Genomic DNA, 13,231 nt, shown 5'->3' on the forward strand with positions numbered 1-13,231 from the left:
ATTATAACTATAATTTCTATTACTTATTGATCACTGCTTGAATTGGATTATTCGCTCTATCATCAATAGAATACACCTCTTCAACTTCGTCTTCTTCTGCTAATTCTCTATCAATTAATTTTTGAAGTGCTTCTTCTCTTTTAGCAGCATCTTTAAATTCCTGAACTATTTCCTCTTCTTTTTTAGTCACACTTAAAATAATACCTAGGGCAATACACGTCATCCATATAGAGGTTCCACCGCTACTTATTAAGGGTAATGTTTGACCCGTTACAGGTAATAATTCTACAGCCACGGCCATATTAATCATCGCTTGAAATATCATTGGAAAACCTAAGCCTATGACCACTAATTTCCCAAAAATTGTTGTTGCTTTGTGAGATGCAATAACAAATCTAAATAATAACAATAAATACAATAATAAAATTCCCAGACCACCAATCAATCCGTATTCCTCAATAATAATTGCGTAAATAAAATCAGAAGAGGACTGTGGTAAAAAATTCTTTTGAACACTCTTGCCTGGCCCTAATCCATATACCATACCGGATGCGATTGCAATTTTAGCTTTCTCTATTTGATAATCATCTTCATTAGGCTTATCGTTCAAATAACTTTCTATTCTACTTTCCCAGGTATCCACACGGTTTTTGAATGCATCCGGAAAAGCTTTAGCTACTAAAATATAAAATGAAAGTAATAGCAATCCGGTGCCAAGAATAATAGAAATATACTTAAAAGGATAATTTCCAATAAATACAAGCATTAATATCATCGAAAAAATTAACGCTGTTGTAGAAAAATTTGATGGTAGAATAAAAAATAAAGTGATAAATACAGGTAACCATAACTCTTTTAAAGATTCGACAAAATCAATTTTTTTTAATCTTGTTTTCGATAAATATCGCGCTACAAATACAAATAGTACTAAAGCTGCAAAAGCTGACGGTTGAAACGAAATCCCTACAAATGGAATTTGAAGCCATCTAGAAGCATTTGCTCCTCCTATTACTGTTCCTTTTATCATAGTTATTGCTAACACTATCCAAACTACGGGCAATAACCACTTAGAGATAGATCTAAAATACTGATATGGAATTTTATGTACAAAATAAATAATCGCAAAGCCACAAGCAATATGCCCAAGATGTTTCATTAAATACCCCAACGTATTTCCTGTTCCACGACCTAAATAAGCTAAATTACTACTCGCACTAAAAACAGGCATAAACGACAGCAAAGCTAATAAAGCCACAAATGACCAAATTACCTTATCCCCTTTTAAATTGCCTATTAATCTTTTCATCCTTTTTTTTATTTATACCTTTTTTTTATTAGTCAATAAAAGGTACTTTTTTCAAATTTGTAAACTGTTAAAAATAGCTATTATAAATTTTTAACTGCTGCTTTAAATTGATTTCCACGGTCTTCATAGCTTTCAAATAAATCAAAACTTGCACAAGCTGGCGATAATAAAACCGTATCTCCTTTTTCAGTTAAACGCTGTGCCATTTGAACCGCCTCGCTCATATTGTTTACTTCTATCATAATATCTACAACATTTCCAAATATGTTGATTATTTTTTTATTGTCAATTCCCAAACAAATTATTGCTTTAACTTTCTCGCGTACTAATGACATTAATTCATTGTAATCATTGCCCTTATCAACTCCGCCAACAATCCAAACAGTAGGTGAGTTCATACTATCTAATGCAAAAAAGGTAGCATTTACATTTGTCGCTTTAGAATCATTTATATATTGAACATTTTGAATTTTCGAAACTTTTTCTAAACGATGTTCTACACCCTGAAAATTAGATAAACTTTCTCTAATTGTTGCCTTTCTTATTTGCATTAACTTTGCTACAGATGTTGCTGCCATTGCATTTTTAATATTATGTTTCCCTTCTAACGCAATGTGATCTGTATCCATTGTAAATTCTTCTCCTCTGATTTTGATTTCCATAGTATTATCTTTTATATATGCTCCTTCAGTAAACGTTTTTGTCAATGAAAAAGGAATTAATTTTGCTTTTACGGTATGCGTTTGTAACCATTGTTTTATCGCCTCATCATCGGCGTCATAGATGAGATAATCATCTTCAGACTGATTCATTGTTATTCTAAATTTGGCATTGATATAGTTTTCATAATTATATTCATACCTATCTAAATGATCTGGACTAATATTAGTAATAATTGCAATGTGTGGTTTAAAGTTTATAATTCCATCAAGCTGAAAACTGCTTAATTCCAGCACATAAGAATCATATTTTTTATCAGCTACTTCCCACGCAAAACTTTTACCTATATTTCCACCTAATCCCACATTTAATCCTGCTGATTTTAATAAATGGTAGGTGAGCATTGTGGTGGTCGTTTTTCCATTACTACCTGTTATCCCAATAATAGTTGCACTAGTAAAGGGAGCAGCAAATTCAATTTCTGAAATTACCGATATTCCTTTCTCTACTAATTTTTTTATAATTAAAGCTTTATCTGGAATTCCAGGACTTTTCATAACTACATCAGCATTTAGAATTAAGCTTTCTGTATGCTGCTCTTCTTCCCAATTAATACCATTATTAATAAGAACTTGTTTATAATTTTCTTTAATCTTATTACTATCCGAAACAAAAACATCATAGCCATTTTTCTTACCGAGAATAGCTGTTCCTACGCCGCTTTCGCCACCACCCAAAATCACTAATCGCATATTATCTGAATTTTAAAGTGATAATTGAAAGTATAGCAAGCATTATGGCAACAATCCAAAACCGGGTTACAATTTTGCTCTCATGATATCCCTTCTTTTGATAATGATGATGCAGCGGAGACATTAAGAATATTCTTCGGCCTTCGCCATAGCGTTTTTTTGTATATTTAAAATAACTAACCTGAAGAACTACAGATAGATTTTCGACCAAGAAAATTCCACATAATAATGGAATTAGCATCTCTTTTCGTACTGCAATTGCTAATACTGCAATGATTCCACCAATGGTTAAACTTCCTGTATCCCCCATAAACACTGAAGCAGGATAGGAATTGTACCATAAAAATCCAATCAATGCACCTACAAAAGCTGCTATAAAAACAGTCATTTCTCCAGAATTTGGGATGTAGGGAATATTTAAATAATTAGAAAAAATAATGTTACCTGATACAAATGTAAAAATCCCTAACGCAAAGACTGATATGGCCGATGTACCTGCAGCAAGGCCGTCAATGCCATCTGTTAAATTGGCACCATTTGAAACTGCCGTTATAATAAAAATCACAATAGGTATAAATACCAACCAAGCCCATTTTTGATAACCGTCGCCTGTCCAAGCTAATAATTCAGCATAATCAAATTTGTTATTTTTAAAAAAAGGAATTGTAGTTACAGTAGATTTTTCTTCTATAGGTGCTTGAACTATAACATTCTCTGTTGTTGATACTTTAAAAATATTAGTTTTAACAGTATCTTGTCTAACAGTAACTGCTGGACTAAAATACAATACTGATCCTACAATTAATCCTAAACCAACTTGTCCAAAAACTTTAAAAATACCTTTTAACCCTTCCTTATCTTTTTTAAAAATTTTAATATAATCATCTATAAATCCAATTGTACCCATCCATAGCGTAGTGACAATCAATAAAACAATGTATATATTATGTAATTTTGCAAATAGCATAACAGGAACTAACGTTGCAAAAATGATTATCAACCCGCCCATTGTAGGTGTTCCTGCCTTCTCATTCTGACCGATCAATCCTAGCTCACGAACGGTTTCACCCACTTGCTGTGTTTGCAAAAATTGGATTATTCTTTTTCCATAAATAGTAGATAACAGTAATGATAACATAAATGCTAATGCAGATCGAACTGTAATGTATTGAAATACTCCCGTTCCAGAAACATCCAATGTTTTGTTTAAATATTCAAATAAGTAATATAGCATTTGGGGTTATGGTTTATTTGATTATTTATTTATTTTTTCTAAAATCTCTTTTACCGTTTCCATATCGTCAAAATGGTAACGTTGCCCTTTAATTTCTTGATAATTTTCATGACCCTTACCAGCAATTAATATGATATCATTTGCTTGTGCTAATTGACATGCAGTTGTTATGGCTTGTTTTCTATCAGTAATGGTTAATAATTTTTTAAAATTTTGAGGAGCAACACCTTTTTCCATTTCGTTAATTATGTCGTCTGGATTTTCATTTCTTGGATTGTCAGATGTTAAAATGGCTTTATCACTTAGACTTGTTGCAATTTCTCCCATCACTGGACGCTTTGACGTATCTCTGTTTCCTCCACAACCTATAACTGTAATTAGCTGTTCATTTTTTGTGCGAATATCATTTATTGTATTTAGCACATTCTCTAGTGCATCAGGAGTATGTGCATAATCAACAATCGCGGTAATATTTAATTTTGACACTATAAATTGAAAGCGACCAGAAACACTTTCTAAATTTGAGATTAATCGTAAAGCTTCTAAGCTTTCCATTCCTAACTCAACTGCAGTTCCATATATCGCTAATAAATTATAGGCATTAAATGTTCCTATTAATTTAGTCCATACTTCATTGCCATTTATTTTCAAGAGTAAACCTGATAATTGATTTTCTAATATTTGAGCGTTGTAATTAGCATACGTTTTTAAGGCATAAGTAACTTTTTTTGCCACAGTATTCTGTAACATTACTTGTCCATTTTTGTCGTCGATATTAGTTAGTACAAAAGCTGATTTAGGCATACTATCAAAAAATGATTTTTTAACATCTCTATATTCAGCAAAGGTTGGATGATAATCTAAATGATCATGAGATAAATTAGTAAATATCCCACCTACAAATTGTAGTCCTTCTGTTCTTTTTTGATGTACTCCGTGTGAACTTACCTCCATAAAACAATATTCAACACCTGCATCTACCATTTCTTTTAAATAATGATTGATAGTAATTGAATCTGGAGTTGTATGAGTAGCTTTATAATCAGTAGTATTTACTACAATTTTTACAGTTGATAACAATCCTACTTTTGAACCTGCTTTTTGAAATAATTGAAATAATAAAGAAGCTATAGTAGTTTTACCATTTGTTCCTGTGATTCCAATTAATTTTAAATCCTTAGAGGGATTATCATAAAAATTTGCTGCTATTAAAGCTAATGCCGAATTAGTATTTCTTACTTCTACATAAGTAATTCCTTTTTTTATATCCTCAGGTAGCGAATCACATATAATGGCTATTGCTCCATTTTGAATAGCAATTTCAATAAAATCATGACCATTAGATAGTGTGCCACGAATAGCAACAAAGACATCATTTGCCTCTATTTTTCGGGAATCAAAATCTATTCTATTAATAGAAATATCAGTCGACCCTTTTATAGATTCGATAGCGACCTTATATAATATTTCTTTTAAGATATTCATGATAATTCTAATACTATAGTTGTGTTTTTTACTAAATTCTCTCCTGCCTCAACGGACTGCTTACGCACTTTACCCATACCAGTAATTTTGACTTTTAGTCCTAAATTTCCAAGTAACGCTACTGCATCCATTCCTGACATTCCTTTTAGGTTAGGAACTATTTGTTGTTTTTTATTTGATTTTGTAAAATAGGAGTTATAATCCTTGTCTTGTTTTAGATTTTTTTTATCTATGTTTTTAATTTCGTTAGTTGACGGCGCATCAGTAAATATTTTTTGTGCAATTCTTTTAAAAACAGGACCAGCGACATCAGCTCCATAAAAATTATTCAGTCTAGTATTTGGTTTATGAACCACAACTATACAAGAGTATTTAGGCTGGTCAGCTGGAAAGTAACCTACAAATGAAGACGCATAATACATTTTTGATCCACCCTTATTACCATAATTAACTTGCGCTGTTCCGGTTTTTCCCGCCATTGAAAAATCTTTAGAATACAATTTTTTACCCGTTCCTTTTTTGACTACATTTTCTAATACCGCTTTTAATTTTAAAATTGTTGCATCCGAACATATTTTGGGAATCAAAACTTCTTTGTTATATTTTTTAATAGTTCTATTCCATTCTTTTATTTCAGAAACAAATTGTGGCTTTACCATTTCTCCATTATTTGCAACAGCATTGTAGAAAGCTAAAGTTTGCATTGGAGTGATATGAACTCCATATCCAAAGGCCATCCAAGGAAGCGTGACATTAGACCATTTCTTATCTGAAGGTTGTGGTATATAGGGTTGGCCTTCTCCTTTAATTGAAAGTCCTAATTTTTTATTTAATCCAAAATTATTAAGATGATTTACAAATCGGGATGGTTCATCTTTATAAGCTTGATAAACTGCTTGTACTAGGACGGTATTTGATGAAACTTCAAAACCTCTAGCTAAAGAAATCTTGCCATAACCCCCTAATTGTGAATCGCGAACTTTTCTACCTGAATAAACAATAACGCCTCCATTAGTGTCATAAACAGTGCTTGTATCTGCTTTTTTATCTTCTAAAAGCGCCATTAAATCAGCTAATTTATAAGTAGAACCGGGTTCATGGGATTCAGCTACTGCATAATTGGTAGTTTCAAAATAACTTCCATCATTACCCTTACCTAAATTAGAGATTGCTTTGATATGACCAGTATGTGTTTCCATTACTACCACACAGCCATGATCAGCATCATATAACTCTAATTGTTTTAATAAAGCATGATGTGCAATATCTTGAATATATACGTCTATAGTAGAGATCACATCATATCCATCTTGTGGATCAACTTCATTGACATCACGAATAGGTTTCCACTGTCCCTTTGCAATTTTTTGCTTTAAAACTTTACCATCTTTGCCATTCAATTGTTCTCTAAATGCCCATTCAATTCCTTTTCCATCAAATGATTTACCATGAGAAGTACGTTCGTAACCTACTGTACGTTCTGCTATTTTTCCTATTGGATGTTCGCGTATGGTTTCTTGCTCTATAATTATTCCTCCTTTATAAGCACCTAAATTAAATAATGGAAATCCTTTTATTTTAAAATATTGTGTATAACTCAAATTTCGAGCAAGTAAATAGTATCTATTCTTGTTTGCTCTCGCTTTTCTTAATTCATTCTCGTAGTATCCAGAAGGCTTATTTAACATTGTAGCTAATGAATCTGCTAGGGCTTTTACATTTTTCTCAAAGGCATCTGCTTTTGGCGCAAGCGCATCAAATCGAATTTCATAATTGGGAATTGAAGTGGCTAGCAAACTACCATCTGCTGAATAAATATTGCCTTTATTGGCTGGAATTACAAATGTTCTAACCGTTCTTTCCTTAGCTAATTTTCTATAATAATCACCTTCTACCCATTGAATATTAGTTAGTTTCACAACAATAGCGATAGCCATGACAAAAATGCCAAAAGCCACTAGATAAATACGATATGATATTTGTTTATCTTCTACTGCCATAATTTTTGAAAAAATGTTTTTTCCTTTTCTTTTCTAACTTTTATTTTTACTGGAGGAACTGTTGATGGAAAAATTCCTTTATCAACCATCTTTGCAGAAACTGTAGATTCCATTTTTAATTTCATTAATTCCGATCGTCTATCTACAAATTCCGATCGTAATTCTTTAGACTTATTTGTTAAAGCTATAATCTTAAAAACCTTTTGCTCAAAGCGCTGTGTATTAGCAATCATTAAAATGCCTAAAAAAATGATAAAAACAATAAAGCGCCAGTTTTTTACTGCATCCTCATTTAATAAAAATCTTGCTTTTAGTAAACTGTATACTCCATTTTTCATTTTTAACTTCCTTATTCTTGGTGGACAATTCTACTTTTTTTCGGCAATCCTTAACTTGGCACTTCTAGCTCTATTATTTTCTTTAATCTCAACATGATCAGGAACCACTAATTTTCCGATAGTTTTGAAAGGAACTGAAAAATTTCCAAAAAAGTCACGCTCTGGTTCCCCTTCAAACATTCCGTTTTTCATAAAACGCTTTACTAACCTATCTTCTAAGGAGTGATAAGAGATTACGCTTAACCGTCCTTCAGGATTTAATACTTCCAAAGATTGTTCTAAAAACTCTCTTAAAACATCCATTTCTTGATTGACTTCAATGCGAATGGCTTGATATATTTGAGCCAAAACTTTATTTTTAACTCTTTCGGGTAAATGCTGAGATAAAATCTCTTTTAACTTATCAGTTGTTTTAATTGGGTTAAATTCTCTCGCTTCTAAAATTGTTCTTGCTAAAACGGGTGCATTTTTAAGTTCTCCGTAGTCTAAAAAAACTCTTCTTAAATTAGCTTCGTCATATTCATTAACGACCTTATAAGCATTTAAATCGTTTTTTTGACTCATTCTCATATCTAATCCTGCGTCAAAACGAGTTGAAAAACCTCTTTCAGGAACGTCAAATTGATGAGAAGAAACTCCTAAATCAGCTAATATTCCATCAACATTTTTAATTCCATAAAATCTAAGAAAACGTTTGATAAATCTAAAATTTTCATTTATCAGCGTAAATCTTTCATCACTTAAAGCATTAGCTAAAGAATCTTCATCTTGATCGAATGCAAATAATTTTCCATTAGGACCTAATCTTCTCAAAATTTCTTTAGAGTGACCACCACCTCCAAAGGTTACATCAACATAAATACCCTCTGGTTTAATATTCAAACCATCCACTGATGCGCGGAGTAATACCGGATTATGATATTCCATTGTCATTGTCATTTATATTACCCATTACCTCTTCGGCTAAATCTGCAAAATCAACATCTTCACCACTTATCGATTTCTCGTATAAATCTTTGTCCCAAATCTCTACTATATTTACAGCAGATGAAAAGACAACATCCTTGCTTATATTAGCAAAGGAAACTAAGTCTTTAGGGATTAGTAAGCGACCTAAAGCGTCAATTTCTACCAGCTTTACACCCGCTGTGAAGCGTCGGATAAAGTCATTATTCTTTTTTACAAAACGATTAAGTTTATTGATTTTTTGCATCATCATATTCCATTCCTCCATTGGATACAACTCTAAACAAGGTTGAAACACAGAACGCTTCAAGACAAATCCATCTTGAAGTGAAGTAGCCATCTGCTTTTTTAAAGGCGCTGGCAAAAGTAGTCGCCCCTTAGCGTCTACCTTACATTCATATGTGCCAACTATAGTTTCCACCTGAAAAATGATATATTGATTAAAGCAAAAATAGAAAAAAATTTACCACATTTTACCACAAAATACCACATTGTTAATAAGTTTAACCATTATGATTACTAATTTGGTGATTACTATTTGATTAATTAATTGCCTATTAATTATAAAAAAATCAGCATCAATCAAGTATATTAACAATATAGAATTCTATTGATAATATTAGAAAAAGATTATAAAAAACTTAAATATTCTGGTGTTTTTGAACTACTATGATCGCTATAAAGATTATATTTTCTCGTTGATTTTATAATTAAAAACTGTTGTAAAAATTAATTTTTATTTATTAAATCATATATTTGTCAAAAATGAAAATCGGGTTTGACATAAAATGGAAAAAAATTATAAAAAAGAAGGCAGATACAGTTATTATGAAGTAGGTGAAGGCACTCCAATCGTCATCTTACACGGGCTTATGGGAGGACTTAGCAACTTTGACGCTGTTGCCAGTTATTTTTCTACAAAAGGTTATAAAATTATTATTCCAGATCTACCTATATACACACAGAATATTTTAAAAACTAATGTAAAAAGTTTTGCTAAATATGTCAAGGATTTTATCACATTCAAAGGTTTAGATCGCGTTATACTTTTAGGAAATTCATTAGGCGGACATATCGCTTTATACCATACAAAAATGTATCCTGAAAAAGTCGCAGGACTTATTATTACAGGAAGTTCAGGACTTTATGAAAGTGCAATGGGTGATAGTTATCCTAAAAGAGGCGACTATGAATATATAAAGAAAAAAGCCGAGGACGTATTTTACGATCCTAAAATAGCTACTAAAGAACTTATTGACGAGGTTTACGAATCTATAAATGACAGAATAAAGCTTATTAAAACATTGACGATTGCTAAAAGCGCTATTCGTCATAATATGGCTAAAGATTTACCTAAAATGCATGTGCAAACTTGTATTATATGGGGTAAGAATGATAAAGTAACGCCGCCAGATGTGGCAGAGGAATTTAATAAGCTATTGCCAAATTCCACTTTATACTGGATTGATAAATGTGGACATGCTGCTATGATGGAACATCCTGATGAGTTCAATAGTTTATTGCATGAATGGTTAACTCAAACTCACCTTGCGATACACTAATTAATTGACGATTTTTTATACCCTATTTAAATGAAAATTAATACCGCCGAATTTGTTATTAGTAATTCCGATGTTGCAAAATGTCCTAAGGATTTCTTGCCGGAATACGCTTTTATAGGCAGATCTAATGTAGGGAAATCCTCGTTGATCAATATGATAACAAATCATAAAAAATTAGCAAAGACATCCGGACGACCCGGAAAAACACAACTGATTAATCACTTTATAATTAACAACAACTGGTTTCTAGTGGATTTACCAGGTTATGGTTATGCCAAGGTTTCCAAAAAAACAAAATCTATTTTTCAAGAATTTATTACTGATTATTTTGAAACTAGAGAGCAACTTGTTTGTGCTTTTGTTCTAATAGACATACGCCACGAAGCGCAAACTATTGACATAGAATTTATGTCGTATATGGGAGAAAGCGAAATTCCTTTTTGTATCATTTTTACCAAAGCTGACAAAATAAGCCGAGTAAAAATTGATTCTCATATTGCTGCTTATAAAAAGAAAATGTTTGCTAATAACTGGGCCGAAATGCCTCAATATTTTATAACCTCAGCAACTGAGTCAACTGGAAAAGAGGAATTACTAGGTTACATTGATGAAGTAAATCAAGAAGTATTTAAAAACAATAGCGGTTTTTAAAACAAGAAATTCCAAAAATTAAAAAAAATTCCAAATTCCAATAATAAATTGGAATTTGGAATTTTTTTTTAGATTATGTTTTATTTAACCAAGTCTAATTTCTCTGCAAAATAATCACAGAAATCTTTCATAGTGTCTGCCATCTTTTCGTCGTCTGTTGCGCGTTTGAACGTCTCAGACATGGCGACCAATGTTTGATGAAAGAAAATTTTCATTTCATCAACAGGCATATCTTTGGTCCATAAATCAATTCGCATGCTTTCTTTAGCTTTACTATCCCATATAGAAAGCATTATCGCTTTTGCTTCTTCTAGCTCTACTCCACCATCTTTAGCAGACCACATTAATTTTTCAGGAACACGATTTTCATCAAGTTCAATTTGAAACTTTATTTCAGATGTATTTTTATTTGACATTATTTCTTAGGTTTATATTTAGATTTTTCAAAAAGCGCTTTTGCATCTACTTTTAGTAGGTCAGCAAGAGGCATTTCATTATTTTTAGCAAATGAACGAACAATTTGCCAGCCTATCCAGGCGCCCACTCGTCCAGGGGAATCATTATCTATCTCTAAATAAAATTTAGAAAATGGCGCTGGATTTATAAAACGAGAATTTAATTTCTGCTCATTACTATATAGCATTTCTCTTTCAATAAAATAACGCCACATATAACTTTCGTTCTCTTGACACCAATTTATTTGCGCTGGCGTATATCCCATTTTTACAGCATCTGTATAGTCAGGCAATAACAAATCTTTTAAATAAAGTTGTTTTCCATAATAAATCATTTGACTAAGTAAAGTTTTATCGTTTATAGCTGCTATTTTATTAACTGCAAAACTTGAAACCACATCAGGAGCTATTTGTCTCTGCTCAAAATTTTCTTTTAAGTAATTGGGAAACTGATAAAATTTATGATTTTTACCTAAATATAATTCTAGAGAAATTATTAATAAACTATCAGCATAAATGACCTTGCTATTATAATCCATTTCTGAAATAACAGTAATCACCCTTGGAGATTTAGTTTTTGGAAAGTAATATTTGATGTGCTTAAAAAGCGTTTCGAGTTCTTCTTTAACCGGAGCAAAATCAGCGTATTTTTGTTGAACTTCTGTATAAACTTCTTTCCAAAGCGGATCTTTCATTTTATAAGTCCAAATGGTATCATCACTTCCAACTGGAAAGAAGAATGGAAATTGCTTTTTTACTAGAGCTAAATCTGCCACTGAAGTTTCAAAAAACACTTTATCAAATCGATCAACTTTTAAGTCAACGGGAATTGCCATGATTTTCTCTTCGGTACTATTTTTTTTATCACAAGAGAAAATAAAGAGAAAAAAGACTACAATAAACAGATACCTTTTCATGAATATTAATTAAATTTGTTTTTAGTTCTAATCAAGCAGAAATTAAACAAAGATATTTATTGCAAATATACATTCCTGCATTTATAAAAATGAATTATTATGATTAAAAAAAATGCATTTAAAGCTGAAGAGGTCAATAAACAAATTGTAGATTGGCTTCGTATGTATGCTCAAAATGCAAAAGTGAAGGGATTCGTAATTGGCATTTCGGGTGGAGTTGATTCTGCAGTAACCTCAACTTTATGTGCACAAACAGGTATGAAGGTTTTATGTGTAGAAATGCCAATACATCAAGCAAAGAGTCATGTTACTCGTGGACGTGAACACATTGAACAATTAAAAAAGCAATTTTCAAATGTAGATAGCATAGAAACTGATTTATCTTCTACTTTTGAAACATTTAGAAAATTAGTTCCTATAGATTTAGATCATAGTAAAGTAAATCTAGCTCTTGCTAATACTAGAGCTCGTCTAAGAATGACAACTTTGTATTATTTTGCTGGAATTCATAATTTATTAGTTGCCGGAACAGGAAATAAGGTGGAAGATTTTGGTGTTGGTTTTTATACAAAATATGGAGATGGTGGAGTTGATTTAAGTCCAATTGCTGACTTGCTGAAATCAGAAGTGTTTTTAGTAGGTAAATATTTAGCCATACCGCAATCTATTTTGAATGCTGCTCCAACAGATGGATTGTTTGGCGATGATCGAACAGATGAAGATCAATTAGGAGCTAGTTATGATGAATTAGAATGGGCTATGCTTCAGGATGAAAGCAAAAAAAGTCCAGCTGATTTTGAAGGAAGACAGAAAATAGTTTTTGAAATTTATAAACGTTTAAATCTTATAAATCAGCATAAAATGATACCTATTCCCATTTATAAAATAAAATAAATATAGAAATA

At 31.6% G+C, this 13,231-nt stretch carries 13 protein-coding genes; 3 read left to right on the forward strand and 10 right to left on the reverse strand.

Features of this window, described 5'->3' with window-relative positions; genetic code table 11:
- Positions 1 to 19: 19 nt before the first annotated feature.
- The 8 genes from RCH18_RS04385 to mraZ all read right to left on the reverse strand — a co-directional run bounded on the left by RCH18_RS04385 (position 20) and on the right by mraZ (position 9,162).
- Complete coding sequence (locus RCH18_RS04385) at positions 20 to 1,306, reverse strand: FtsW/RodA/SpoVE family cell cycle protein (RefSeq protein WP_326935533.1); 1,287 nt, start codon at positions 1,304 to 1,306, stop codon at positions 20 to 22.
- An 80-nt stretch (positions 1,307 to 1,386) separates the two neighbouring features.
- Positions 1,387 to 2,718, reverse strand: coding sequence for a UDP-N-acetylmuramoyl-L-alanine--D-glutamate ligase (gene murD, locus RCH18_RS04390; protein WP_326935534.1), 1,332 nt, complete (start codon positions 2,716 to 2,718; stop codon positions 1,387 to 1,389).
- 1 nt (position 2,719) lies between these two features.
- Positions 2,720 to 3,952 (reverse strand): phospho-N-acetylmuramoyl-pentapeptide-transferase, encoded by a 1,233-nt coding sequence (gene mraY, locus RCH18_RS04395; RefSeq protein WP_326935535.1) that lies wholly within the window; start codon positions 3,950 to 3,952, stop codon positions 2,720 to 2,722.
- 21 nt (positions 3,953 to 3,973) lie between these two features.
- The gene (locus RCH18_RS04400; protein WP_326935536.1) at positions 3,974 to 5,437 is read right to left on the reverse strand and encodes a UDP-N-acetylmuramoyl-L-alanyl-D-glutamate--2,6-diaminopimelate ligase; all 1,464 of its coding nucleotides are present in this window, start codon (positions 5,435 to 5,437) and stop codon (positions 3,974 to 3,976) included.
- Positions 5,434 to 7,437, reverse strand: coding sequence for a penicillin-binding protein (locus tag RCH18_RS04405; RefSeq protein WP_326935537.1), 2,004 nt, complete (start codon positions 7,435 to 7,437; stop codon positions 5,434 to 5,436). Before RCH18_RS04405 ends, RCH18_RS04400 begins: the two co-directional genes overlap by 4 nt.
- Positions 7,428 to 7,775 carry an FtsL-like putative cell division protein gene (locus tag RCH18_RS04410; protein WP_326935538.1) on the reverse strand — a complete coding sequence of 116 codons (348 nt, stop codon included), beginning with the start codon at positions 7,773 to 7,775 and terminating at the stop codon, positions 7,428 to 7,430. The genes RCH18_RS04405 and RCH18_RS04410 overlap by 10 nt, the downstream gene beginning before the upstream one ends.
- Positions 7,776 to 7,805: 30 nt before the next feature.
- On the reverse strand, positions 7,806 to 8,714 hold the full coding sequence (gene rsmH, locus RCH18_RS04415; protein WP_326935539.1) for a 16S rRNA (cytosine(1402)-N(4))-methyltransferase RsmH: 909 nt from the start codon (positions 8,712 to 8,714) through the stop codon (positions 7,806 to 7,808).
- The gene (gene mraZ / locus RCH18_RS04420) at positions 8,689 to 9,162 is read right to left on the reverse strand and encodes a division/cell wall cluster transcriptional repressor MraZ (RefSeq protein WP_326935540.1); all 474 of its coding nucleotides are present in this window, start codon (positions 9,160 to 9,162) and stop codon (positions 8,689 to 8,691) included. The genes rsmH and mraZ overlap by 26 nt, the downstream gene beginning before the upstream one ends.
- Positions 9,163 to 9,529: 367 nt before the next feature.
- Here mraZ and RCH18_RS04425 point away from each other — a divergent pair, with 367 nt between their 5' ends.
- Both RCH18_RS04425 and yihA read left to right on the forward strand, forming a co-directional pair.
- A complete protein-coding gene (locus RCH18_RS04425; RefSeq protein ID WP_326935541.1) occupies positions 9,530 to 10,303 on the forward strand; it encodes an alpha/beta fold hydrolase in 774 nt (257 codons plus the stop codon).
- A gap of 30 nt (positions 10,304 to 10,333) precedes the next feature.
- Entirely contained in the window at positions 10,334 to 10,954 is a 621-nt protein-coding gene (gene yihA, locus RCH18_RS04430; RefSeq protein WP_326935542.1) for a ribosome biogenesis GTP-binding protein YihA/YsxC, read from the forward strand.
- Between the two features lie 80 nt (positions 10,955 to 11,034).
- On the opposite strand, the gene gldC is transcribed toward yihA, so the two are convergent.
- On the reverse strand, positions 11,035 to 11,370 hold the full coding sequence (gene gldC / locus RCH18_RS04435) for a gliding motility protein GldC (protein ID WP_326935543.1): 336 nt from the start codon (positions 11,368 to 11,370) through the stop codon (positions 11,035 to 11,037).
- Positions 11,370 to 12,326, reverse strand: coding sequence for a gliding motility lipoprotein GldB (gldB, locus tag RCH18_RS04440; protein WP_326935544.1), 957 nt, complete (start codon positions 12,324 to 12,326; stop codon positions 11,370 to 11,372). The genes gldC and gldB overlap by 1 nt, the downstream gene beginning before the upstream one ends.
- Positions 12,327 to 12,425: 99 nt before the next feature.
- On the opposite strand from gldB, the gene nadE reads away from it, so the two are divergent.
- Entirely contained in the window at positions 12,426 to 13,220 is a 795-nt protein-coding gene (gene nadE, locus RCH18_RS04445; protein WP_326935545.1) for an NAD(+) synthase, read from the forward strand.
- Positions 13,221 to 13,231 lie beyond the last annotated feature (11 nt).

This window comes from Flavobacterium sp. PL11, from assembly GCF_035985025.1.
Taxonomy (GTDB): domain Bacteria; phylum Bacteroidota; class Bacteroidia; order Flavobacteriales; family Flavobacteriaceae; genus Flavobacterium.